Source organism: Duganella rhizosphaerae (genome assembly GCF_040364205.1).
Lineage (GTDB): Bacteria > Pseudomonadota > Gammaproteobacteria > Burkholderiales > Burkholderiaceae_D > Rugamonas > Rugamonas rhizosphaerae.
The window spans coordinates 26,382-51,425 of record NZ_BPWK01000021.1 but is presented as its reverse complement, the minus strand read 5'-3'; the positions used below and the strand labels follow the sequence as shown (position 1 = coordinate 51,425).

The window sequence follows — 25,044 nt, the reverse complement described above, 5'->3', positions numbered from 1 at the left end:
CCTATGGCACGTCGGCTACCTAAGTGGCCATCGCCTAGTATGAAAACCGATATCGTGATCAGCGCGCCGGCGATGCAGAGGCGAGTGGATCTGCTATGCATGTTTGCACCAGCTCATCGTCTCGATGATGCGAATCAAGCTGTATAAGGTTGATTTCAGCGCATTCGGGTCTTGATAGCTATTTTGATGTTCATAGCCGACTTGACGAAATACTCCGCTGAACTTTCCGCTCAATAGCTGATGCTCTGCGGAGCGGAGCGGAACCGTTTGGTCACCTGGTCCAACGCTTGGTCCTAGCGACACATCCCAGACCCTTGGTTCCTTCGTTGCACTTGGATCGCGCACTTTAAATTTTCCCTGGCGTGAATCAGTAGTGACAGTTAGATTTTGCCAATCATTACCTTGGTACTTCTTATCTAGATTCCACGATACAGATGCCCATGATGCCCTGGCAGTTTCAGCAGAATAGTGAGCATAACTCCGGCTATGATAGGTAGAATTTATGCTTTCATGAAAAGCCTTTGCTCGCTGTAGCAACTCACATGTATGCTCAAAACCGCGATCATCAAGATGCCCAGGATTGAGCCATTCTTCTCTTAGTAGACCGAACCATTTTCCTCTTAATTGATAAATTTCAGCGTAGGGATCGCCATGTACGGGAAGTCGTTGCAATACGGCATCGTCTTTTCGTATCTCTAGCCACCCGTTACCGTAGGCTTTGCTTGGTAGGAGCTCCAGTCCGCCTCGCGCGTTTCCCAAGACGGCAGTAACTTCATCGCCATAATTTCCCAGTACTTTGGCTGCCACAGAGACACCCAAAACTCCTTCTTCAAAACCGCAACGCATACGTTTATAAGCAGCTGGCGCTCCTATCGCTGGCATCGCGCCATGAACTATGCCCAGCACTTGGGACTCAAGTGCTCCCATTTCGGGATGAACCAGTGCCCTTCCGACAAGCCCCCCCATGGAATGCGTAACAACAATGACCTTTTCGCACGTATATTTTTCTGAGTACTTTGCAATCAGGGCTCGAATACGCCCTGCTACTTCAACAGCAGAATCTCTGTTTGATTTTAGCCAGTTGTAGCCCATTGCATGCACGGGAAACCAGCACCCCGCAACAGCCGTCTTGATTTCGTCGAGTGATAGCGGTTTCAATGCTGGTGATGGCGCAGCTCTCCATTGTTGCGGATCCACGTCCACTATTTCCCTCCAATAGCCATATGCGATAGGCATGTTCAAATTTTCTTCACACAGCTCCAAGACGCGACGGTAGCTATCAAAATATATTTCCGACCACCCACGCTCACGCGCCTTCATTTCTTTCGTGTGCCGGTGTCCGTCCGTTACAGGATCATCAATAAGTAAAGGAGTATTCACGCCAACATTGAGATGCACGTCAATGCCATTTAGCGTATGGCGCCGGCCGGCAGTAATCGACTTATTTCCGGTCGGTCCAGTTGGGTCATAGATGTCAACCTCGGTGGTATCCGGGTCCAGTTGTAGCTGTCGGTCAGCAGCCGTAGCGCGAAGAAGCGCTGTCCCTTCAGACAGGTCATCAGGCCGCCAAGCAACGTTATTCGTATAGCTCAGCAACGCTTGTCTCTCCGCTGTCATGCGGAGGTTTGATCCCATAATGCCGGGCAAAAAAATAATCGGCAGCACCCTCTTAGGAGGCACACTCATCTTTTGTGGAACCGTGTCTGCCACAGGAGTGCAGTATCCATTTGCTTTCACACCACCGCTCTCAACCTTCACCCCCAATTGGTTTGTCATGAAATTCCCCTCAATCCAATAACTCAATTTGATAGGTAGCGAAAGCGATCTTAGTAGTAAACTTTTCGGTCAGTCCCGCTTTGCTCGTTGTGCCCTCAAACACTTTTCCATCTTCGAGCGTAATGCGATATTTTCGCTCTGCAATTGGCTCATCGGTAGTAAGGTCGGTTACAAGCACTTGCTGATCATGTTCGACTTCTGTGCTGGGGAGCTTTAGGTTTTCAGTCGAACCACTTCCACCATTCTCGTGAGAAAATTGCGATGACTTGATAGTGTGGACTCCACTACTTTGCTGGGTAATAGCGCCTCCGCCATAATCGGCCTGGCATCCCTTGGCAACTACTTTGATTGTCGGTGACTGCAACTCGATACCAACATTCGCAATCAACCTTATCCTCTTCAACGAAGTTATTTCGATATCACCATCTTGCGATTGGATCCGAATATTCCCGCTGGCAGCGACCAATTTGATGCCGAGTTTGAAAGCGAACATGCTAACGCCACGAGTTGCTCTCAACATCAGGTTTCGTCCGGCACCGATGCGCGTATCAGCAGCACTGACCATGTCAATAGCTGACGTCGCTCCCAGCGCAAGGGATTGCTGGCTTCCGATGAAGGCGCCTGCAGGTGCGCTAACGGCGACAATCGGTTCACCTTCTCCATCCCATTTTTTAATTCGCCCGACCAATAGATCGAGTTCGGGACCGTCCGCCAAATCCTCAGCATGTTTTTCCGCCAAGGCGGATAGTTGCTGAGCCACTTGCTGAGATAGCTCAGCTGTACTCAATAGTTCCTCTCGGCTCAGCAGCTGTCCTGAAGAATTAGTCTGGCCGCTCGCGGTGATCAGTACGCCCTGGGCGCCTCGAATCGAGACCGCCTTATCACTTCTGAGTTCAGCCCCTTCGCCTCGCGAATTGCCTGCACCATTTACTCTCGACTGTGTGAGAAAACCGAGGTTCAGTTCGCTGCGGCCGTGGTCGCTGGACAGTTGGGCACTGATCTGTCCTTCGGTGTCATCAAAACGCAATTGATTAGCGCGGCTGCCTTTGATTTCGCGGCTTTTGATACCGGAAAGGTAGCGGTTGCCTGGAAGGTCGCCGGCGCTGCTGAGGGCTGGTGGACAAGCTTGCTGGTTGTAGAGCTGGCCGACGATGACCGGCTTGTCTGGATCACCGCCGAGGAAATTGACTAATACTTCGGTGCCGATGCGTGGCAGGCCGACGGTGCCGCATTGTTGAAGGCTGCCGGGGCCGTTGCCGGCCCAGTTTGAGGCGACTCGTACCCAGGCGGAGTCAGTCTGGGTATCGGATGCGCCGGCGTTGGCGGCCTGCTCGTGATCCACCGCACGCGTGCCGGGGAAGCGGATCTTTACACGGCCCATCTGGTCGCAGTGGACTTCCTCCCCTTCCGGCCCGACAACGATCGCGCTTTGCATCTGCGCCTGCGGCAGATCCGTACGCGGATCATAGGCCGGCACAATGATCACCCCACGCCGCACAGCCGTGAACTGGATATGCATGCGTAGCGGTCCCGATGCCACCTTGTCCGCCACATCCTTTTGCAACTGCAACTCTTGCGCGCCCTGCATCCAACGGCTGCGGGCGAACAGGCGTTCCACGCGCATCGCCAGCGCCTTGGGCAGGTTGTTCTGCGCATTCACCTGCAAGGCCGTGACGACAAAATCCCGTTCCTCGGCCTGATGCTCGTCCACCTCGGGATGCTCAGCCAACGTGAAGTACTCTCCGGCGCACAGATCGCGCACGCTGCCTTCGCCGTGGAAGCATTTCGTTTCGTAGTCGTGCCGATCCATGCGCAGCTTGCCCAGGCGACACAGGTCCTCGTTGTCACTCCCCGCATGCGGCGTCAGGATTTGATAGTCGTCCAGGCTCGCGGCCAGCTCGTTGCCGCTCACGCCCTGATTCACGCCGCTGCTGGCGTCCATCATCATGAAGTCGCGGCCTTGCGCGTTGCGATAGTCCCAGCTATGCCGCGTCACCGTGCCCGGCTGCAGGCTGCGCACCGCGCTCCAGGAAGTGATCGTGTCGCGCTCCTCGGTCGCGGCGTCGCGGTGATAGCGGATGGTGCCGGCGGCGTTCTGGCGCAGCATGTCGGCGTTGTTGAACAGCACCAGCGTATGCACCGGGTACTCGCCGCCCTCCGCGCGCACGAACCAGCCTATGCCGCGCCGCTTCAGCAGGCGCCGAATGAAGGCCGCGTCCGATTCGTTGTGCTGCATGGTGAACTCGCGCTGCGGATATTCGCGCTGGTGGAAGCATTCGTCCACCTCGTGCTTGAAGCAGGTGCCGAGGATGGGACTCTTGTGCCGCCATTCGTTCAGGATGCGCTGGACGATCTCCACCTCGTTCATGTTGCGGAACACGCGCGTGTTGGTGCGCTTTTCCAGTATCGACAGCGCATCGCGCAGCACCAGCTGGTAGCTGGCCAGGCCGCCGTCGCTGTCGCCCGAGCTGGCCTCGGTGACGATGCCGCAGACGCTGCGCAAGTCTCCCGTGTCGGTGACGAATTCCAGCGCGGCCGGCACGGCGATCATTTGCTTCAAAGGCAGATACGCGTCGGACGACACGCACAGCACGCGATACTCGATGCCGCCGCACAGCGCCTCCGAGCCGAACACCCGCTGCGGCAGCAACATATCGTCGTTGACGCCTCCCGGCAGATCCAGCCGCAGGCGCAACGGCCGGTTGCTGGCCACCAGTTCCTTGGCCAGGCCCATGAAGCTGAAGAAATCATTATCGCTTTCCACAATCGCTCCTCAGGTATGCAGCAGGTACATCAGCTCTTCGCGGTCCCGGCTTGGCGGCCCGTCCACCAGGCAGGTGTTGACGCCCAGCCTGCATCCTCCATCCAGACTCGGCGCGCGCACATCCTCCGCCCGCTGGATCAGATGCACTTCATATGTCATGCCTACGCCGCAGTGCAGGCCCAGCATCGCTTCCAGCCGCTGCGCGGCGCTGTGGCCGGGCAGGAAATCCCCGTAGGCCGCGCTATCCAGCGGACCGATGCGCAGGCGCACGCGCGCATCGCAACCGTAGATGCGCTCGCCCAGCATCACACCCGCGCCCAGGTCGACATGGGCCTTACCCAGCTGCGCCTGATCCGCCGCAGGCAGCGCTTGCCACTGCACGACCAACTGCTCCACCACAAAGCGCACGTTGAAGTATTCCGAGTAGATCCCCGCCATCAACGGCGCCGATACGCTGCGGCTCCGGATCTGCATCGCGTAACGCGCCAGCGTCTCGCGATCGACCGATCCGTCGGGAGCCGCACCGGACAGTGCAAGCAGCATCGCGAGAAAACCGTCGTCGCCATCCGCCGCCGTCATGCATTCCGGCCGGTGCTTGGCCCACGCCTGGTAGAACATGCACAGCGACCGGTGCGACAGCATGTCCAGGAAGGCGCGCGGCCCGCCGTCGTTGCTGGTCCTCTCGTGACGGTTGATGCACTCCGAGTAATGCAGCGGCAGCGCGCCGTGGCTGCCCAGCAGGCCCATGAAGGCTGGCGTCAGGCGGATCAGGTCGCCGCCATCGTCGCTAACGTTCTCGATCTGGTTCGGCGGGAACGCCAGCGACAGCCGGTTGCGATAGCGCAGCCGACGCGGCGGCTGCGCCTGCTCGACCAGGCGCACCGCCTGGAAAAACTCGAAGCCTTGCGGCTCCGCCAGCAGTGCGTCGATCAGGCCAGCGTCAGTGCGCCGTTGCGGGGCAGGCATCGCAGCAACTCCTTTCCGCTCACGTGGGACAGCACAACCAGTTGCGTGAAGCTATTCAAATGCACATGCAGGCCGAACAGATGATCGAGCACCTGCGCGAAGGCATGCACGCCGGTGCCGGCATACGCGTCCTCGTCCAGCGACACCCGTACTTCCACGCCGCGCAGATAGGCGCTGCCGCGCACCTGCCGCACCCACGCGGTGGCCGGCTGCTGCGACAGCGCCATGACGCCGTCGATCTGCCGCTGCGAGACGGCGCTGTCCTGCTGGGCGTACAGGCGCAGCATCGCGGTCAGCGCCGGCAATCCCTCCTGCGTCAGCGAGCGGTGGTTCAGCGCCAATTGCGTGATGAGTCCCCATTGATTGCCGCCGCTTGCCTGCCGGTAGGACAGCGTCGGCCGCCGCAGCAGGCGGATCGGGAAGCTTCCGGCGGCCACCTCTGTGCTGAGGTCCCCGCGCGCGCGGCCGTATTGCATGCCATGCGGCAGGTTGCGATTGGTGCAGGTGACGCGCACCGAAGCCGTGCCCTCGTCCAGCTTCAGCGGCGAGAAATCGCGGTCCACCAGCGCGAGAGAGTATTCGTGGCCGGCGGCGGCGTCGGCCAGTTCCTCGTCGCGATGGGCGAGCCAGTAGTGGCCTTTGCGGCTGTCCTCCTCGCCGTGGCGCAGCGAATAGTAGGGAAAGAACTCGGTGAGCGCGCTGCCCTGCGGCGTCTTGCGCAGCAGCTGCACCGTATCGATGCTGTAGATTTCGCAGGCGCTGCCTGGCATCTCGTCCGGCATCAGCGGATAGCTGCTGCGGCGGTGGTCGATGCGGATCGGCGTGGCTTGTTGCGTGTACAGGTTGACTACGGGCGTGCAGCCCAGCACCAGATGGTCTTCCGACAGCGTGCGCAGGATGCGTGCGGCCGGCGCGTCGGGCCGCAGCTCGGCCAGGGCAACGCGCAGCGTCAGCCGCGAGCAATCGGCCGGGCTGGCGGCCACCAGCGCGGCCAGGTCGATATCGAAGAAGTCGAATTTTTCCGGGAAGGCAAAGTACTCGCTCAGCAACCGGTAGGCGCTGTGCTCCGAGGACGCGGCCGGCAGCAAAGCGTCCTCGGCGGCGAAGCCGGCCGGCGCGATCGGCAGCCGGTCCAGCATGCGCCACTGGCCGTTCGCCTCCACGCAGGCACAGGCTGCGCGCATGAAGAGCATGTCGCGCAGGGTGGCCCGCAGCGAAGCCTCGCCGTCGATAAAGACGCGCACGATCGGCAGGCCCAGCGTCGCCAAGCCCCGCGCGGCGGCCGTGCTGTCGATGGTGATGCAGATCGCGGAACCGGCCTCGCCCGGCAGCGGCAGGGTCGACGGCGCCTGGATGTACGGCTCGAACCAGGCGGCGCTGATGGTCAGCGGCGCCACCGTCACGTCGTAGACGGTGCGAAAGCGGCAGGCGACGGCGCTGCGTCCCAGCGACTTCATCTCCGTGCCGCGCGGCAGTGTGGTGACGCTGCTGATTTCGTTGACCTTGGCGCCGCTGTAGTCGATGCGGGCGATGGAGCAGGAAGGAATCGGCCGCAGGTAGTGCGGATACAACATGCCCAGCAGCGCTTCGGTGAAGTTGGAATAGCCGTCGTCAAGCAGCTTGGCGACGCGGGCGTTGAGAAACGCCGTCGCCTGGATCAAGCGTTCGACATGCGGATCAGCGCAGGTCTCGCCGCTCATTTGCAAACTGCCCGCCAGCTTGGGGTAGCGACTTGCAAACTCGGCGCCGGTGCGCCGCAGCATGCTCAGTTCGCGTTCGAAGTAAGGCAGCAGTTTTTCCATCGTGGCATCCATCGCAAGATGGGCGGTCCACAGAAATTTATGGACCGCTCAGGTTGCCGATCATGTCATGCCAGCAGGCTCTCCTATTTGATCTTCAGCAACGCAGCCTTACTTCGTCACCCGCTCCCAGCCGGCGCGCACCGCATCCTTGAACTTCTCCCAACTCGACTGCGCATGCTTGCTTTCCCAATCGCTGCGCAGCTCAGGCTCGGCCTCCTCCCACGGCTTGTCCTTGTAGCCGGGGTTGCCCGCCATCGACTGGCCGTAGCGGTAGGCCGGATCGAACTCCTGATAAGTACCGCCGCCATACGAGAAAGTGTCCTGCCAGTGCGTGCGGAAATACAGGACGTCGTCGCCCTCGCCGCCGCGCAGGATGTTCAGGCTGTCCTGATTCGGCTGCGTCGTGTCGCGCGGGTAGATGCGCATGCCGCTGCGCTGCACCGTGCTCTGCTCCGAGATCGGCACGTTCACGCCGGTCAGCGATGGCGACGCCACTTCGCCGCGCTGCATCGATCCCTGCGTCAGCGAGCCCTGCTCGGAACGCGCAAAGTCCACCGCCTCCTCGCGCTGGCGAATGCCATGCTGCTCCGGCGCGCTTTGCTGCGCGCCCAGGCCGGTCTGCGGCGCGCCGGCGCCGCTGCGCTGCACTTCGGCGCCGGTCCAGCCGCTGGCGCGCCACATGGTCTCGTGCTCGTCGATGTCGATCGGATTGAAATCCTCCACGATGTCGGCCGCGCGGTCGGCTGCCTCCATGCCATTGGTCTGGATGGTCAGCACCACGTGGCCGCGGTTCAACGCCTCCGCATAGATGTGGCGGTCCGCATGCTCGCGCCCCAGCAGGCCGCTGAACATCTGCTTGATGGAGTGGAGTATGGATTCGTTGTCGTTGATGCGCGGCGTGCCGGCCACGGTGCCGGAATCGCTCACGGTGATGCTTTCGGCGGCATAGCCGCTGTGAATCAGTTCGTCCTTGGCTCGGTTGGCCTCGGCACGGGTTTCAAATACAGCTGCGAGTGTGTGTGTCATGGTGGCTCCTGGATAAAGACGCTGGCGTTCAGACCTGGTGTCCGACTGCAATCCCAGTCTACGTCTTACGTCGCGGGCGTAGCGCTCGTTTGCCAGCAGGAAAATGAGCGCACCGGATTGCATCGTTCAAGCCGCTCAGGCGGCCATCAGTTGCTGCTGCAAGGCCTGGTTGAAGGCGGGGATATCGTCCGGCTTTCGGCTGGTGATCAACTTGCCGTCCACCACCACTTCCTCGTCGCTCCACTCGGCGCCGGCGTTGCGCAGGTCGGTTTCCAGGCTGGGCCAGCTGGTCACGTGCTTGCCCTTGACCAGGTCGGCGTCGATCAGGGTCCACGGGCCGTGGCAGATCGCGGCGATGGGCTTGTTCTCGCGGCCGAATTCGCGGATGAAGGTGATCGCCTCCTTGTGCAGGCGCAGCTGGTCCGGATTGGCCACGCCGCCCGGCAGCACCAGCGCGTCATAGTCGGCCGGCCTGGCGTCGCGCACGTTGAGCTCCACCTCGTAGCGCGAGCCCGGCTGCATGTGGTTGAACGCCTGGATATGCTCGCCCTTCTCCTTGGTCGAGACCAGCGTCACCCTGGCGCCCTGCTGTTCCAGGAAACGGCGCGGTTCGGTGTATTCGGCCTGCTCCACGCCGTCGGTCATCAGGATGGCGACGTTGGTGTTTTTCAGTTCGGTAGTCATGGCTACTCCTGTCTGGTGAGAACGGAGTAGCGTGCCATATCGACGGCGCGCCGCATGTGCGCGCACGAACATTACGACAACATGAGGATGAACTCCCGGCCCGGCCGGGAGTCCGGTGCCCCCATCAAGCCTGGGGTTCGATCGTCTTCACCAGTTCGCCGGCTTTCATCGCGCTCATCAGGCCCATCAGCGTGCTGAAGGCGTTGCTGTCGCCACCGCCCATCTGCACCTGCGGCACCAGCGGCACCTTGGCCGTTTCAAACGCTTCGGCCAGGCGCAGCATCACGGTCTGCATCAGCTGCTTGTCCGCGCCTTCCCCCTGCATCGCCTCGGACTTGGCCTGGATGGCCGCCGCCTCCGCCTCGCCCACCGAGCGGATCGCCGATGCGCGGCCGGCGCCTTCCATCTCCTGGCGGAACTTGTCGGCCTGCGCCAGCGCTTCGATTTCCTGGCGGCGCTTCTCGGCGGCCTTGACGTTGGCCGAACCCTGGTTCTCCTTGATCGAGATATCCACCAGCGAGCCGGTCAGCTCCTTCTGCTTGGCGGCGCGCTGTTCGGCCTCGTTCAGCTCGCGCTGCTTGTCGGCCGCGATCTGCTTCTGTGCAAACGTCTCGACCTGCTCGCGGGCGATCTGGCGGTCGCGCAGCTGGGCCATGATGTCCTCGATCTTGTTGTCGCCGGCCTGCGGTTTCGGCGTGCCGATCAGCACCTCCTGGAATTCCAGCGAGTAGGCCTGGAAGCGCTGTTTCATGTCGATCGACGCGTTGTTCTGCAACTCGCTGCGCGACTGGATCAGGTCGATGAAGGTCTTGGTCTGCGAAACGTTTTTAAAGTACGACGACACCATCGGATCGAGCGTCTGCTCAACCAGCTGCGCCACGTTGCCGAAGCGCTGCACCACCATCGGCGCCTTGCGGTAGTCGATGTGCACCACCACCGACAGCGGCAGCTGCGGCTCGAACGCGTCCTTGGTGATCAAGGTGATCTCGCGCAGGTTCTTGTCGAAGTTGGAGCCGCTCTCGCCGGACTTCCACATCAGCACGAAGTTGGTGGTCGGCACCAGCTCGATCTTGCCGGCGTAGGTGTTGAAGGCGTACTTGCCCGGCATTAGCGCATCGCGCCACACGCCGCGGCAGCCGGTCTCCACCAGCTCGCCGTGCGAATACTCGGTGCCCGACAAGTCCGTGCCCACCCGGCCCGTGTACGACACCACCACGCCGACAAAGCCGACCGGGATGATGGTCTTCTTGATGAACTCCACCGTCGCAAACAGGCGGTTGATGAAGTAGGTGCCCTCCACCAGCACCCGCTCCTGGCGGCCGCGACGACCACCGGCGGCGAGGAATTTCTCCGGCTCCTGGAAGGCGTTGTGGGTGTCGCCGACATCGGGCGCCAGCAGCTCGTCCTTCAGCAGGCCGGGGCCGTCCTGCACCGTCACCACGGCCAGCTGGTCGGAGTCGTGCGAGCCGGTCACTTCCTTGATCACCACGGGCTTGAAGCCGCCGCGCTCGTCGAGCACGCCGCGCATCTGCTGGTAGTAAGCCTTCTCCAGCGCATCCAGCGACATCGAATAGGTCGACTCTTCCGTCATCACGACGAACAGCGCCGGGTTGATGATATGCGTACCTTCGCGCAGCACCATGCGCTGCGGGCCTTTCTGGCCGCCGTCGCGCAGGAAGTCGCGGACGTTGCGGAAGTCGACGATGCGCGAGTTGTCGGCCAGCGTCTGGCCGGCCGGCAGGTCCATGCCGTCGCGGGCGAACACGTAGGCGATGGTGCCCTGCGTGACCGACACCATCGGATGGATGTGCACGCGATACTGGAACGGCGCGAAGAAATGGAAGCCGCCGCGGCGCAGGTCAGGCTGCAGGCCGGCCTCGCCGTTCAGCGCCAGCAGGCCGTTCTGCACCGAGCCGGACGAGCTCCATAGTTTTTCGATGACCCCGACTCTGTCGTTGGGGATGTACTTGATGATCCCGGAAAACTTGATCAGGGCGGCGATGATTAAAATCAGGACGACAACGGTCACTTCACTGCCAAGCAGGGTAAACATACGAACCTTTCGGTTGTGGAAAAAGTTGTGGATGCAGGTGTGGCGTGTGCGGTCTGACGCAGCTAGCGCGGCGGGCTGGCAATGGTCAGGCTGGCGTGTGGGGGAGTTGCTGCGGTCGCCGCGAGGGCACTTGCGAGTGGGGTGAACACGATTTTTTGTTAGGACTTTTCAGTGAGTTCGTGCAGCTCATTCTGGCACAAATCCCTTGAAGGTAAAGGCTGTCCGCCGCGATTAGAGCCGCAGCTCTAATCGCGGCGAACCGCCTTAACCGGCCGGCGTGTAGCTGAAGCCGGCGCCGATGATCTTGGCGATGGCGACCTGATTTTCCGCGCTCTCGCTAAAGCCCATCAGCAAGTCGGCGCGCGACACGCCGTCGTGCAGGCGGTCCAGCCAGAAGCTGTTGCCGCCCTCATCCGGCGCGCGGTGCAGCACGTTGTTGTACAGGTTGGTGACGAACTGCTGGTCGGTCGGCGCCGCGCCGTACAGGGTCTTGAATTCCTGGCTGTCGATGAAGCCCTGCGCCACCGTCTTCAGGTCGACGCCGCGGTCCAGCACATTGATCCAGTAGCCGACGCCGCCGCTGTCCGGCGCGCGGTTGAAGGCGGACTGGTACAACCGGTACGCCTGGCCGCCGGCGCCGCCCAGATCCAGCGCCACCGCGTGATCCGAGAACATCAGCCGCTCGACGCCGGTCAGCGTGTCGGCATCCTTGTCCGCCCAGTAGTCCCTGACGCTGACGCTGCCGTCGGTGTTGCGCACGATGCTCAGCTCATACTGCTTTTGCGCGTAGTAGACGGTGTCGAGGCCGGCGCCGCCGTTCAGGCTGGCGCCGGTGCCTTTGCCCAGCATATAGTCGTTGCCGTCGGTGCCCACGGCCACCGGCTTGGTCGTGGTGAAGCTGTAGCTGGTCGCGCCCGCGTAGTGGTTGCCGGCCAGGTCGAGGATGCTGCCGTCCGGCAGGTTCAGCGTGTAGGTCATGCCCGGCACCAGGTTCTGGTGCGGATTGATCACCAGCGCATGGCCGGACACCGACGCCAGCGGCTCGCCGTTGCCGGTCACCGCAACACCGGCGGAATCGGTCAGGGTGATGCCCGTGCCCAGCATGATGGTCTCGTTGAAGTTCAGCGCGAAACGCGGCGTCAGCGGCACATCGACCGCGCCCGCCGCCACCGTGCTCGATACCAGCCGCGGCGCCGTCACGTCGCCGCTGGTCAGGGTTTCCTCGACCGTGTAGGTGCCGGTGTGGTCGGTGCCGCCGCGGATGTCCAGGTAATAGTCGCCGGAGACGTTGGCGACGTAGGTCATGCGGGGTTCATTGCCGCTGGCGGCGCTGCTGCTGGCATAGGCATACGAGCCGCCGTAATTGTTCACCAGCGACATGCCGGCATAGTTGCTGCTGGTATCCAGGGTGCCGCCGCCGCTGGACTTGCCGTGCAGGTCGAACACATAGGTCCGGCCCGCATCGAGGTGCACCTTGATCCAGTCATGGTCGTCCGCCACTCCGATGATGCCGGTCACCGGCGCGCCGGGACTCAGCGTGCCCAGGGTCGCCGGGGTGGCGGGGAAGTCGTCGCGCCCCAGGTCGGTCGCGCTCAGCTTGTAGCCGCCGGCCAGGCCGCTGCTCGTCGAGGTCGCCACGGTCAGGTAATAGTCGGCCGACTGCGCCGGCTCGAACAACTTGTGGATCTTGCCGTCGGACGAGTACTGGTAGCGCAGCGACACGTAGTTGCCGGAGCTGTCCTTCATCTCGAGCGAGGTGTAATTGTTCCAGTTGCCGCCGCCTTCGACCGGCGCCAGGTCCAGCGCATAGGTCTGGCCGGCGATCAGGTGCACCTTGAAGACGTCGCTGTCGCTTGGCAGTTCCAGCTTGCCGCTCACGGCCGTGCCGGGTTCCAGCGTGCCGGCATGGGCGGCGTCGTTGCCGTAGTCGTCCTTCTGGCCGAATTGCGCCGCCACCCGGTAGGTGCCGGACGTCTGCGTCGCCGCCACTTCCAGGTAGTAAGTGCCCTTGACCGATGGCGTGAACGGCAGCGTCCCGGCGGTGGCGGTATAGCTGGGGGGCGACGACACCAGCAGCTTGCCGGAGGCGTCGAGCAGGTTGAAGGCGACGCCGTAACCGCCGTTGAGCGTGCCGGCGCCTTCCTTCTGGCCCCCGAGCGTGAACCAGTAGAGCGTATCGGCGTCGAGCGTGACCGCAAACCAGTCGCGGTCGCCGCCGCCGGCTTCCAGCTCGCCGTTCATCGGAGTACCCACCAGCAGCTTGCCGGCGGTGGCGGTGGTGGCGCCGAAATCGTCCACCGCCTGGCTCGCCGTCACGTTATAGGCAACGCCGGTGTAGCCGGACGCCTGCAGATAAAAACTGCCGCCCTTGGTCGGCGTATAGCTGAACGTGGTGTCGTTGCCATAGCGCGTAGACGCGACGGTGCTGCCGGCGCCATCCTGCAGCAGCAGGTACTGCGTGTACGAGGGAATCGTCCCGTCGGCGCCCATGCTGAAGGTGTAAGTCACGCCGGCGGCCAGCTCGGTCTTGAACAGGTCGACATCGTTGGGCGCCTGCACCTTGCCGTGGAGCGTAGTCCCCAGCGCCAGCGCGGCGGCGTCGGCGCGGGTGTTGCTATAGTCGTCCACCGCGGCAAGGCCCAGCTTTACCGTGTACGACAAGGCGGTGGACAAGCTGGAGTAACTGTCCACGCGCACCGTGTAGCTGCCGCTCTTGTCCGCCTGGAAGCGGAGCACCGTCTCGTTGTTGAACGTCTGGTTGGCGGCGCCGGCGTACTGGCCATTGCTGTCATACAGGTAGAGGCTGGCGTAGCGGCTATCGCCGGCTTGCGTATTCAAGGTCACCGTGTAAATCTGGCCCGCCACCGTGGTGATGGTGAAGGGATCGGTGTCGCCATTGAACTCCAGCGACCCGCTCAGCTGGGCACCCTCGTTCAGTCTGCCCGGCGCTGCGGCCGTAAAATCGTCGCTCAGCAAGCGCATGCTCTGCGTATAGCGGCCGAGGTAGGAGTCGGTGGTCACGGCCAGGTAATAGTCGCCGCCAGTCTCCACCCTGAACGGAGAGGCGCCGAGCGCGCTGTAATAGCGTCCGTTGGCGTCATAGATAGCGACGTTGGCCGGTACCGATCCCGTGCCGGCGTCAAAGGCGATGATCTGCCCGGCCACGGTATGGAATTTGAACCAGTCGGAGTCACCCGGCCGCTCGAATTTTCCGGTAATCGTATTGCCGCTGAAGTAGCCGGTGGTGGTGATGTCGGCGGCGAAGTCGTCCGCCGCCGGCGGCGCCACCTTGATGGTGTAGCTGCCGGCGGCGCTGTATCCGGCGCCGGCCGACACGTAGTAGTCGCCGGAAGTGGTCGGCGTAAAATTCATCGCCGGTCCGAAGCTGCCGTTGCCGTAAGCGTAGCCCATCCACTGCCCGGTGGGGCCCATCAGCGTGAGCGAGGTGTTCGACATGCTGGCCAGCGTGCCCCCGCCTTGCGCCGCGCCGTCCAACTGCAGCACGTAGCTGGTGCCGGCCGTGAGCGACATGCGGAACCAGTCGCTGTCCGAGGTGGTCTCAAAGATGCCGGTCGTGCCTTTGCCGACGACCAGGCGGCCGGTGGTGTTGATATCGCTGCTGTAATCGTCGCTCATGGGAATTGTAGATGGATCAATAGTTCCAACATATTATCAACATTTCACACCGGAAAAACTATTCAATTGTCACCCGCGGCCGCGCCGCGACGCGCCCAGCGTCTATAATTGATTTTCCCTGCCGAACCCGGAAAGTGCCCATGCCGAAGCCCGTGCCGTCCCTGCTAGCGCTGACCTTCGCGGCCCTGTCGCTGACCACGGCGCATGCCGCGCCGGGCGAACTGGTGATGCTGGCGCCGCTGGACCAGACCATGCCCATCGTCCGCTTCAGCAACGGCGCGCTGGACGGCGGCATCCTCAAGGACGTGGGCGACGCCCTGGCGCAGCGGCTGGGCCTGCGCGCGGTCTACCTCAGCGTCGACGTCGCCGGCGTCACCCCGGCGCTGAGCAGCGGCCGCGCCGACGCCATGTGCTACGTGATGCCGGTCTGGATCGACGGCGACTACGACTGGAGCACGCCGCTGCTGCCCGACACCGAAATGGTGGTGGCGCACGCCGACGCGCCCCGCCTGCGCTCGCTCAAGGACCTGCGCGACAGGCCGATCGGCACCGTCGCCGGCTACCGCTATCCGCGCCTCGAGCAGGTGCTCGGCAGGCGCTTCTTCCGCATCGACTCGGCCAGCATGGACGCCAACGTGCAGCAGATGGTGGCCGGCAAAGTGCAATACACGCTGGCCGGCGAGAACACGCTGTTCTACCTGCAGCGCATCCATCCGACGCTGAAACTGCGGCCGGAGCTGGTGTTCGCCAGCTTCAAGGCGCAATGCGCGTTCTCGCGCAAATCGCAAGTCCCGTTCACCGACGCCAACCGGGTCATCGACGCCATGCTCAAGGAGGGCGTCATCGACCAGATCATGGCGCGCTACCGTTAGTCTCACAGCGCTACCCCGCAATGAAAACTAGAGGCCGATACTGATCACCCCCTCTTTGGAACTGTGATAGGTCGTGCTGTTTGGCGCCGACTGCTGCAGCTGGACCAGATAGCCATCGCCCGATGGCGTCGCGCTCAGGACGAAATCGGTGTTCGGCTGCAGGCCGCAGGCCAGAAGTTTGCCGGAGGCCGCCGCCACCGGCGAGGTCCAGCTCATGCCGGCCGATGGGACCGTTCCAGTGTTAAAGGCGATCACGGTCTGCGTCCCCAATAACAGCGCTGACGTATTTGCGTCCCCGGCCAAGCGCTGGGCCGCGATCGGCATGGCGGCGGCGGTGCCATTGTCGTTGTCGGCCACGGTCAGGACATGCATGAAATACGTGGGACCGCTGCCTGTGGCTGGCGCGCTGATTTCGAGCCGCCAGGCGCCGACGTCGTTGGTGTCGTTATTTGTGTCGGATTCAACCGGCCGGTAGTTGCGCCATTTAAAACCTCCATCCGCCTGACGTACGCGCACAGTGAAGCGGCAATCGCCGTTAGCGCCGCCCGGCAGATAATCGCCGGTAGTGGAATGCATTTGCTCGCATTGCTGATTGCGGACGTTTTTACCACCCACTTCGGCGATCTTGGCATCCAGCGGCAGAATGGTTTGCACGGTTACCATGCCACCGCCGTTGCGTATGGTGATGTTGCGGGCGGCACCGGGGGCGAAGCCAAACGTCGAACGGCCGTCGGCCACCGGCGTGACAACGACGTTCTGCGGCGCGATTGGCTCATTGACCGAATGCAGCAAGAACGTGACCGGCAGGCTGGCGTTCACCGGCTGTACCCGGTCAAAGATGACGGCGACAGGCATGGCGCTAAGCGATGGTGCGCGAAGGTAAACCACGCTACGCACGAAACCATCGGCGGCATCGAACTTTCCAGGCGCGTAAGCCTTGCTGGCATTGCCTCGCGTGTAGGTGTAACCAGGCGCGGATTCGTAATTGATCACGCCACCGATGGCATTGACACCGGATGGTTGCACTTCCTCGATGGTGGGATAGAGCTTGCGTGGCGCGCTGACCCACTGTCCGCCATCGTTGCTGTAGTCGGCACTGTTGTCGAACTTCTGGAAGCGTTCGCTCGCATCGAAGGCCACGATGGTGTTGTGTGCAATGCTGCGGGCATAGTAATTGGCCCAATGAGGAGAACCGAACGAGTCATAGCGGCCAGAGTCGATCAGCAATGGCGCCTTGTAGTTGAGCGAGATACTGTTCTGGTCTTGGTGATGGTGGTTATCGCTCATGAATGACGTCGATTTGAACTCCAGCAGTACGGCATCCGGGTAAGTCCAGCGGTCGCGCATCAATACCTGTCCAGAGCGCCGGAAGTAAGCAGACAGATCCAGCGAAGGTGGCGGTACCGCCTTGCTTAAACTGACCGGCCAGAACAGCCGCTCCAGAACTAGCGGAGGACTGGCCGCAGTAGTGCGTTGCCCTTGGATCTGCGACTGATAGAACCACCAAGCCTGTTCATCCCCCGTTTCGCTTGCGGCCCACAACGCGATATTGCCGAGCAGAGTGTCGGTGGAGAGGGTCTTGTAGTTGTCACCGCTGGCCGGGAAGGTATGGTCATCGCGCAAGGCGTAGATGTAGGGGTATATAGTCTTGGGCAACCAGTCGAGCGGGAAGGTGAGGTCCGCCGGATTTTGCAGTGCGCTACGCCATAACAGCACACGGGTCGGGGTATCTACGATGCTGTAGGAATACCCAGAGTGATAACCGCCATCGATAGAAATATCGTTGCGTACCGCCAGGAAGCCCTTGGCGAAATGATTGTAGGCGATATCTATCATCGGCGCGACTTCGGGATAGTCGTCGACAATCGCCAGCATACCGGCGGCGGCGCCATAGACGCTGCTGTAGTTCATGCCGGCCATGTAGGCATCGGAGATCGAGGGCTGAAGTGGGGAGGCCAGGCGGTTCCAGTTCTGGTATGCCGGTTCCTTTTCGCAGCTGAACAACTTAGTTGAGGCGTTTAGCTTCCCGCAGATTTCATCCACCAGATTGCTGGAGCCCGTTTGCGCGGGAGCCATGATGGTGTCCTTGATGGTCTGTGCCATGGCCGCACGATAGCTGCGTCCTGTGCCATCGTTCGGTATCGGTTTTCCCTCAAGGTCGTGATACAACCAGTCATACAAGAGGCCAAGGGCGGTAACCCGGCCACCCATGGACATATCCTGGCCCGCTGTCACTGGCACGGCGCGCATCTTGTCGACGTAGTTCAGAGCGCCATCCAGGTAGGCGGGGTTGCCAGTCACCTTGTAGGCCAGCCCGAGCTGCTGGGCTAGCGGGACGATGGCGTTGCGGTGCCCTGTAGCCACGTTGCAGACGGCCAAGGCTAGGTCGGTCGATGGCGTGCCTGTCGTCGGACAGCTTTGCAATTTCACGATGTTGGCACTGAGCTGGTTGATCATGGTGTACCAAGCCACGCTCAGAGGGGTGTCGATGGTGGGGATGTCGGCTACAGTTTGGCCATTCAAATCGGTCAGTTTGAACCCGCTGATCGATTCGTTGGCTCGGCCGATGAATTGATGCACAGTCTCATCCGGCAGGTAACTCAGAGCCGCACTGTCTGTCGTCGGCCATGCCTGCACCCACTTGACTACATCGTTCACCTTCAGGCTGACCTGATGGGTTGTGCTGTTCCAGGAAAATTCGATGCGCGCGCTTTTCCCTGTTGGGAGGTCGAACTCACCATGGGTAATGTAGCGCGCATTGCTAGCGTCTGTGCGCTGCAGCAGGCCAATTTGAAAACTCGCGGAGCCGGGAAGGTCCTTATCCGTATGGCGCAGGAACAGGCCATTTTTCGCACCAATGCCCTTCAGTTCGCCATAGACGGTCTGTTGTGACGCATCGATCGCCGGATTGTACTCGGTGGGCGTGATGGATAGGGTGAAGGTGCCGCCGGCGGCCGGAAACGCGGCGGGCAGGAACGGTAATTGGCCCTTCAGTTTGTCGATGGCAGCCTGCGTAGTCAGTAAATGCGGGTGCTCCGTTTTCAACGGCGGCGTCGCCTGCGCAGCGGTGGCAACACAAATCACGGCGGCGACCAGTAGGTACAGCGGCCGGAAGGGAGGGGGTATGTGCAAAGTGCTTCTCCGAAATAATAAATATTTAATAATATATTGTTTCAGAGGTCCATGTTAAAAAAACAATGCATCGACCGGCTCACCTTCCAAGTACACTGTTGTAGACAATTCAACAGCATATGCATAAAATTCAATTTGTGACACAGTCATACAAGGAGTCCGCCATGTCCGCCGACACCCTGACCGCCGCCCTGCAAGCCCACAACCAGGACCGCGACCCGCAACTGCTGCGCATGAAGTATCGGAAGATGGCGCAAAGCGCCTTCCTGTTCCTGCGCGGCGCCGACCACCTGTTCTACGACGCCCTGCCCGACCAGCCGCTGTTCCGCAGCGCGCCGCTGGCCTGGGCCTGCGGCGATCTGCACATGGAAAACTTCGGCAGCTATAAGGGCGACAACCGCCAGGTCTATTTTGATATAAACGATTTCGACGAAGGCGCGCTGGCGCCGGCCAGCTGGGACCTGGTGCGCCTGCTGGCCAGCATCCGGTGCGGCGCCGACGCGCTGCGGGTGTCGGCGCCGGAAGCCGCGGACCTCGGCGCCCACTGCCTGGACGCCTACCGCGCCGCGCTCGCCACCGGCAAGCCGCGCTGGGTGGAGCGCGAAACCAGCGTGGGCCTGATCCGGGACCTGCTGGACGATCTGAGGAACCGCACGCGCGCCGACTTCCTCGACAAGCGCACCACCCGCAAAGGCCAGCGCCGCAGCCTGAACCTCGACGGCGAGAAAGCATTGCCGCTGCTGCCCGGCCAGCGCGAGCTGCTGGCCGAATTCCTGCCGCGCTTCGCCCAGCAGCAGGACAACCCCGGCTTCTACACCATGCTGGACGCGGCGCGCCGCATCGCCGGCACCGGCAGCCTGGGGTTGATGCGCTTTGTGGTGCTGGTCGAAGGCAAGGGTTCGCCGGACGGGAACTACCTGCTCGACATCAAGGAGTGCAAGCCGTCGGCGCTGACGCCGCGCCTGACCGCGTGGAAGATCAAGCAGCCGGCGTGGCCGGACCAGGCCGGCCGCGTGGTGGCGGTGCAGCAGCGCATGCAGGCGGTCGATCACGCCTCCCTGCACGCGATACCGCTGGACGGCAAGTCCTGCGTGCTGCGCGGTCTGCAACCGTCGGAAGACCGCGTGGCGCTGGATGCTTGGGGCAAGAAGCTCAGTCGCCTGCAGGAAGTGATCGCCACCATGGGCTGCAACCTGGCCTGGGACCAGCTGCGCGCCGCGGGCCGCGCCGGCGCCGCCGGTGCGGACGAGCTGATCGCCCACGGCCAAGACGACAGCTGGCGCCAGCCCATGCTGGATGCGGCCAGCGCGATGACCGAACTGACGCAATCCCAATGGCAGGCCAGCAAGGCCTGGCTGGCTAGTGCCTGATTAGTGCAGGACTAGTGCTGGACTAAGGCCGGAGCAGCACGCCCTGCGCCAGCCAATGCTGCAGATAGCCCGCCAGCGCCAGCATCGCTTCCTCGCCGGCGTCCGCGCACACCTCGCCGAAACTCGCCCCTTCGGCGATGCGGTACAGGGCTTGCGCCTCCGCCGCCGCCAGCGAACGGAAATGCGGCTGCTCGCCCTGGCGCCACACCAGCCAGCGCGTCGCGCCGGCGGCTTGCTCCACCTGCGGCGGTTCGGCGCCGGCGGCCAGCGCCTGCCACAGGGCGACGGCGTTCCAGTGCATCTCCAGCAGGTGCACCGATGGATGCAGGCCGAATTGCAGATCGCCCCATTCCTCGGGCGGTATCGCCGCCATGTCGGCGGCGGCCAGCGGCGCGGCGTCCGGCGCATCGAAGGCCAGGCCCAGCGTCCATTCCAGTCCCGCCAGTTCGGCGATGAAGGGATAGTCCGGCAGCGCCGTCTGCGCATGCGCGGCCAGGCCGGCGCCGAACCAGCGCAGGTTGGCGTGCTGCGACGGATGCGCGGCGAGATAACCGTTGGCCAGTTCGGCGAACATGTCGTCGCCGACGAAGGTCCAGGTCTTGTCGTAGGCTTCGCACAGCGCCTGCCGCAAGCGGCTGCGATAGGCGCGGTGGTAGATCGCCAGCCGCGACCCGGCGCTCAGCCCGTACTGCTCGCGCACGGCGGCGTGGATGGCGCCGGGCGCCTCGTCGGCCAGGATGTAGCGCTGGAAGTCCAGCTGCAAGCGTTCGAGGGCGTTCATGCCGCCTCCGCGAACGCGCGCGCGCGCCGCAACTCCGCCGACAGCTCGGACAGCGGCGGAATATTATCGTCGCGCTCTATCATCGTCGCCACCTTGCCGAAGCGGCGCAAGGCCTGCGCGTACAAGGCCCACACCGGATCGGCCACCGCCTGGTCGTGGGTGTCGATGATGCAGCCTTCCTGCACGCTGTGGCCGGCCAGGTGGATCTGCTGGACGCGCCGCGCGGGCAGCGCGTCCAGGTAGGTGATCGGATTGAAGCCGTGATTGACGCAGCTGACGTAGACGTTGTTCACGTCCAGCAGTATCAGGCTGTCGGACTCCTCGGCCACGGCGGCGACGAAGTCCCATTCCTGGAACGTGTCCGACTCGAAGGACAGGTAGCTCGACACGTTCTCCAGCAACAGCGGGCGTTCCAGGTAATCCTGCACGCGCCGCACATTGCGCACCACGGTGGCCACGGCCTCCTCGGTGTACGGCAGCGGGAACAGGTCGTGCATATTGGCGCCGTGCGTGCCGGTCCAGCACAGGTGGTCCGACACCCACAGCGGCTCCACGCGCCGCATCAGCGCCTTCAGCTCGCGCAGGTAGTCTTCGGACGGACCTTGCGGCGTGCCGATCGACATCGACACGCCATGCATCACCACCGGATAGTCGCGGCGTATGCGGTCCAGCATCGCCAGCGGCTTGCCGCCGGGGACCATGTAATTCTCGGACAGGATCTCGAACCAGTCGACGCCCGATTCAGCGGGCGGCGTGGCGATGATGTCGTTGTAGTGCGCGGGGCGCAAGCCAAGGCCGAAGCCCGGCGACGGTAGTGTGGATGTCATGTTTTAGGTAGCGCCGGCGGCGCCGGCGCGGTATCGATGATGACGCGTGCAGATTACTTGTCCAGGTCGACGATCTTGCCCTTCTTGGCGAAGCAGGCGCCGGCCTTGGTGGCCAGGAAGCCGTGGCCCTTGCAGGAGTTCTGGCCCTTGCAGGCGTTTTCCGCGGTGGCGCAGTCGCTGGTGCCCTTGCAGCTGTTGATGCCGGCGCAGTGCACGGTGTCGTCGGCGCTGATGGTGGTGGTGGCGGCGATGGCCGACGCCGACATGGCCATGGTTGCGACGGTTGCTGCCATTGCGGCGATACGGGTGATGTGGTTCATGTGATTCTCCAAAAAAAGTAAGTTAGGTTGGTGCTGCATGACTCTGTCGCGGCCACTTCCCGATTGCTTACACAATTTTGAAAAATATTTTGTATTTTGACTTGAATCAAAGTTTTTACTGCGCTGCATCAATAGACTTCTCTACGTTACTTAACGACAAAAAGAGGAAGTGAAATGAGCAAGCTTTTAGCAGCAGCAGTATTGGCCACCCTGAGCCTGGCGGCTGGCAGCAATGCGATGGCGGAAGAATCCCCATGGCTGGTGCGCGTGCGCGCCGTGCACCTGGATCCGGCCGACAAGTCCGATCCGGTCGGCGGCGCCGGCGCATCCGACCGCCTCACCGTCAGCAGCAAGACCATCCCTGATTTCGACATCTCCTATTTCTTCACGCCCAACCTGGCGGCGGAACTGCTGCTGACCTATCCGCAAAAACACGACGTGGCACTGGACGGCAAAAACATCGGCACCTTCAAGCATCTTCCGCCCACGCTGCTGATGCAGTATCACTTCGTGCTCAATTCGCCGCTCAAGCCTTACCTGGGCGCGGGCGTGAACTACACCACCATGTCCAAGGTCGATCTGCTGGGCGGCAAGGGCGGCCTGGAACATGACAGCTTCGGCCTGGCGCTGCAAGCGGGCGTGGACTACGCCATCGACAAGAAATGGTCGCTCAACTTCGACGTGAAGAAAGTGCAGATCCGCAGCGACGTCTTCATCAGCGGCGCCAAGGTCAGTCGCGTCAAGGTCGATCCGCTGCTGGTCGGCGTCGGCGTCGGCTACCGCTTCTGATACACAGCACTGATACACAGCACTGATACACAGCGCTGATACACAGCGCCGGTCAGCGTTGCGACACCGCGACAGACCTAGCAATATGGTGACACGGACGGGTAATCTGGGGACAATCAAGCTCCTGGACTACCCGTTTTCGCTTTTCCCGGAAGGAGCACCGCCATGTCGTTCGACCACGTAAAAATCGGCACCCGCCTCGGTTTCGGCTTCGCCATCGTCCTGGCGCTGCTGGTCGCCGTCATCGTGCTGGGACTGAGCTCCATGACCCGCATCGGCAGCCGCACGCACGACATCATCGACGACAAGAACGTCAAGATGGAGGCGGCCAACCGCATGGTGGACAACGTGCGCAACATCACGCTGTCGCTGACGAATATCGTGGTGGTGCCCAGCACGCCGGAAGTGAACGCCGAGCTGGAAAAGATCGCCGAGTCGCGCAAGAAGTACGGCGCGGCCAAGAAGATCCTGCTGGACCATATCACCGACGACCAGGAAAAAGCCATGCTGGCCACGCTGGACGGCCTGCTGAAGGAAGGCGCGGCCAAGAACAACAAGGTGATCGAACTGCGCAAGGACGGCGAGATCCAGGACGCCACCTCCTACCTCACGCAAACCGCGGCGCCCAGCCTGAAGGGCGTGCTGAAGGCGCTCGACGACATCCTGGTCTACGAGACCGCGCAGGCGCGGCAGGCCGGCGAGGAGGTCGAAGCCGTGCTGCGCACCGCGCAGATGGTGCAGGTGGGCCTGGGCGCGCTGGCGATGGCGCTGGGCTGCGGCGTGGCCTGGTTCATCACGCGCTCGATCACGGTGCCGCTGAACGCCGCGGTCGACGTCGCGGAGACGGTGGCCTCGGGCGACCTGTCGTCCAACATCAGGACCGGCGCCACCGATGAAACGGGCCGCCTGCTCAGCGCCCTCAAGTCGATGAACGACAGCCTGCTGCAGGTGGTCGGCCAGGTGCGGCAGGGGACCGACACCATCGCCACCGCATCGAATGAAATCGCCGCCGGCAACCTGGACCTGTCCTCGCGCACCGAGCAGCAAGCCAGCTCGCTGGAGGAAACCGCGTCGTCGATGGAGGAGCTGACTTCCACCGTCAAGCAGAACGCCGACAACGCGCGCCAGGCCAACACGCTGGCGCGCAGCGCGTCGGAGGTGGCGACCAGGGGCGGCGCCATCGTCGCGCAGGTGGTCGACACCATGGGCAGCATCAACAGCTCCTCGCGCAAGATCGTCGACATCATCGCCGTCATCGACGGCATCGCCTTCCAGACCAACATCCTGGCGCTCAACGCCGCCGTCGAAGCGGCGCGCGCCGGCGAGCAGGGACGCGGCTTCGCGGTGGTGGCGTCGGAGGTGCGCAACCTGGCGCAGCGCAGCGCGGCGGCGGCCAAGGAAATCAAGGAACTGATCTCGGCCTCGGTGGCCAACGTCGACGACGGCTCGCGGCTGGTCGGCGAGGCGGGGCAGACGATGGGCGACATCGTCGACAGCATCCGCCGCGTGACCGACATCATGGGCGAGATCACCTCGGCCAGCCAGGAGCAGACCATGGGCATCGAGCAGATCAACATGGCCATCACGCAGATGGACGAGGTCACGCAGCAGAACGCGGCGCTGGTGGAACAGGCGGCGGCCGCATCGCAGAGCATGCAGGAGCAGGCGGCGGCGCTGGCCTCGGTGGTGGGCTTCTTCAAAACCGGCGCGGCGCCGGGGACCGCTATAATGGTGCGCACCCACCACTAACGGAAGCCCGGCCCATGCGCAAGATCCTGATCGTCCTGACCGCCCTGATGCTGACCGCATGCGTCGACGACACGGCCTCGTACTACGCGGACGGCAGCACCGGCAACCACGCCTTGACGCTGCACCGCGCGCAGAAGCACTTCTGGAGCAGCGAAAGCACTGTGGAGCTGATCATGCAGCGGCTGCCCGAATGCCTGCGGCGCATCGAGTTGACCGAGATGCCGGCCGATGACGTGGAGATCGAACTGCTGTCCGGTGGCGACAACGTCTGGACGCTGCGGGCCGGCAAAGCGATGTGGCAGGTTGAAACGCAGAGCTGCACCCAGTACCCCGACGTCAAAGGCGACGGCGGCGAATTGATCGGAGTGTTCCGGGTCGATGGCAAGAAGCTGGTGTTCGAAGCCGCCGTGCTTGAACCGGTCGGCTCCGACGCTACCCCACCCGCCAAATAACCCCGCACGGCGAAGGGGTCTGACCCCGCGGGGGTCAGACCCCAG

At 62.7% G+C, this 25,044-nt stretch carries 17 protein-coding genes; 5 read left to right on the top strand and 12 right to left on the bottom strand.

Features of this window, described 5'->3' with window-relative positions:
- Positions 1-93: 93 nt before the first annotated feature.
- The 8 genes from RUGAMON1_RS29795 to RUGAMON1_RS29760 form a co-directional block, all read right to left on the bottom strand.
- Positions 94-1,776 carry a Tle4 family T6SS lipase effector gene (locus RUGAMON1_RS29795; protein WP_445233909.1) on the bottom strand — a complete coding sequence of 561 codons (1,683 nt, stop codon included), beginning with the start codon at positions 1,774-1,776 and terminating at the stop codon, positions 94-96.
- Between the two features lie 10 nt (positions 1,777-1,786).
- On the bottom strand, positions 1,787-4,540 hold the full coding sequence (locus RUGAMON1_RS29790) for a type VI secretion system Vgr family protein (RefSeq protein WP_445233908.1): 2,754 nt from the start codon (positions 4,538-4,540) through the stop codon (positions 1,787-1,789).
- Positions 4,541-4,549: 9 nt separating this feature from the next.
- Complete coding sequence (tssG, locus tag RUGAMON1_RS29785; RefSeq protein ID WP_445233907.1) at positions 4,550-5,506, bottom strand: type VI secretion system baseplate subunit TssG; 957 nt, start codon at positions 5,504-5,506, stop codon at positions 4,550-4,552.
- Positions 5,470-7,308 carry a type VI secretion system baseplate subunit TssF gene (gene tssF, locus RUGAMON1_RS29780; protein ID WP_445233906.1) on the bottom strand — a complete coding sequence of 613 codons (1,839 nt, stop codon included), beginning with the start codon at positions 7,306-7,308 and terminating at the stop codon, positions 5,470-5,472. The genes tssG and tssF overlap by 37 nt, the downstream gene beginning before the upstream one ends.
- A gap of 108 nt (positions 7,309-7,416) precedes the next feature.
- Positions 7,417-8,334 (bottom strand): hypothetical protein, encoded by a 918-nt coding sequence (locus tag RUGAMON1_RS29775; protein WP_445233905.1) that lies wholly within the window; start codon positions 8,332-8,334, stop codon positions 7,417-7,419.
- Positions 8,335-8,469: 135 nt separating this feature from the next.
- On the bottom strand, positions 8,470-9,018 hold the full coding sequence (locus RUGAMON1_RS29770; RefSeq protein WP_445233904.1) for a type 1 glutamine amidotransferase domain-containing protein: 549 nt from the start codon (positions 9,016-9,018) through the stop codon (positions 8,470-8,472).
- Between the two features lie 124 nt (positions 9,019-9,142).
- A complete protein-coding gene (locus tag RUGAMON1_RS29765) occupies positions 9,143-11,071 on the bottom strand; it encodes an SPFH domain-containing protein (RefSeq protein ID WP_445233903.1) in 1,929 nt (642 codons plus the stop codon).
- A gap of 264 nt (positions 11,072-11,335) precedes the next feature.
- The gene (locus RUGAMON1_RS29760) at positions 11,336-14,707 is read right to left on the bottom strand and encodes a DUF4214 domain-containing protein (protein ID WP_445233902.1); all 3,372 of its coding nucleotides are present in this window, start codon (positions 14,705-14,707) and stop codon (positions 11,336-11,338) included.
- A 140-nt stretch (positions 14,708-14,847) separates the two neighbouring features.
- Between RUGAMON1_RS29760 and RUGAMON1_RS29755 the strand changes: the two genes are divergently transcribed.
- Positions 14,848-15,579 (top strand): substrate-binding periplasmic protein, encoded by a 732-nt coding sequence (locus tag RUGAMON1_RS29755; protein ID WP_445233901.1) that lies wholly within the window; start codon positions 14,848-14,850, stop codon positions 15,577-15,579.
- A 27-nt stretch (positions 15,580-15,606) separates the two neighbouring features.
- Here the strand turns inward: RUGAMON1_RS29755 and RUGAMON1_RS29750 are convergent, their stop codons facing one another.
- Positions 15,607-18,711, bottom strand: coding sequence for a heparinase II/III domain-containing protein (locus RUGAMON1_RS29750; RefSeq protein ID WP_445233900.1), 3,105 nt, complete (start codon positions 18,709-18,711; stop codon positions 15,607-15,609).
- 164 nt (positions 18,712-18,875) lie between these two features.
- Between RUGAMON1_RS29750 and RUGAMON1_RS29745 the strand changes: the two genes are divergently transcribed.
- Complete coding sequence (locus tag RUGAMON1_RS29745) at positions 18,876-20,081, top strand: DUF2252 domain-containing protein (protein WP_445233899.1); 1,206 nt, start codon at positions 18,876-18,878, stop codon at positions 20,079-20,081.
- A gap of 22 nt (positions 20,082-20,103) precedes the next feature.
- Here RUGAMON1_RS29745 and RUGAMON1_RS29740 read toward each other — a convergent pair whose 3' ends face one another.
- The 3 genes from RUGAMON1_RS29740 to bufA2 are packed head-to-tail and all read right to left on the bottom strand — an operon-like array spanning position 20,104 to position 22,009.
- Positions 20,104-20,862, bottom strand: a complete 759-nt coding sequence (locus tag RUGAMON1_RS29740; protein ID WP_445233898.1) for an HvfC/BufC family peptide modification chaperone — start codon at positions 20,860-20,862, stop codon at positions 20,104-20,106.
- The gene (gene bufB / locus RUGAMON1_RS29735; protein ID WP_445233897.1) at positions 20,859-21,689 is read right to left on the bottom strand and encodes an MNIO family bufferin maturase; all 831 of its coding nucleotides are present in this window, start codon (positions 21,687-21,689) and stop codon (positions 20,859-20,861) included. The genes RUGAMON1_RS29740 and bufB overlap by 4 nt, the downstream gene beginning before the upstream one ends.
- Before the next feature lie 53 nt (positions 21,690-21,742).
- A complete protein-coding gene (gene bufA2 / locus RUGAMON1_RS29730) occupies positions 21,743-22,009 on the bottom strand; it encodes a BufA2 family periplasmic bufferin-type metallophore (RefSeq protein WP_008453189.1) in 267 nt (88 codons plus the stop codon).
- A gap of 174 nt (positions 22,010-22,183) precedes the next feature.
- On the opposite strand from bufA2, the gene RUGAMON1_RS29725 reads away from it, so the two are divergent.
- The 3 genes from RUGAMON1_RS29725 to RUGAMON1_RS29715 all read left to right on the top strand — a co-directional run bounded on the left by RUGAMON1_RS29725 (position 22,184) and on the right by RUGAMON1_RS29715 (position 24,999).
- Positions 22,184-22,798, top strand: a complete 615-nt coding sequence (locus tag RUGAMON1_RS29725; RefSeq protein ID WP_445233896.1) for an OmpW/AlkL family protein — start codon at positions 22,184-22,186, stop codon at positions 22,796-22,798.
- A gap of 165 nt (positions 22,799-22,963) precedes the next feature.
- Positions 22,964-24,547 carry a methyl-accepting chemotaxis protein gene (locus RUGAMON1_RS29720; RefSeq protein WP_445233895.1) on the top strand — a complete coding sequence of 528 codons (1,584 nt, stop codon included), beginning with the start codon at positions 22,964-22,966 and terminating at the stop codon, positions 24,545-24,547.
- Between the two features lie 14 nt (positions 24,548-24,561).
- Positions 24,562-24,999, top strand: coding sequence for a hypothetical protein (locus RUGAMON1_RS29715; protein ID WP_445233894.1), 438 nt, complete (start codon positions 24,562-24,564; stop codon positions 24,997-24,999).
- Positions 25,000-25,044 lie beyond the last annotated feature (45 nt).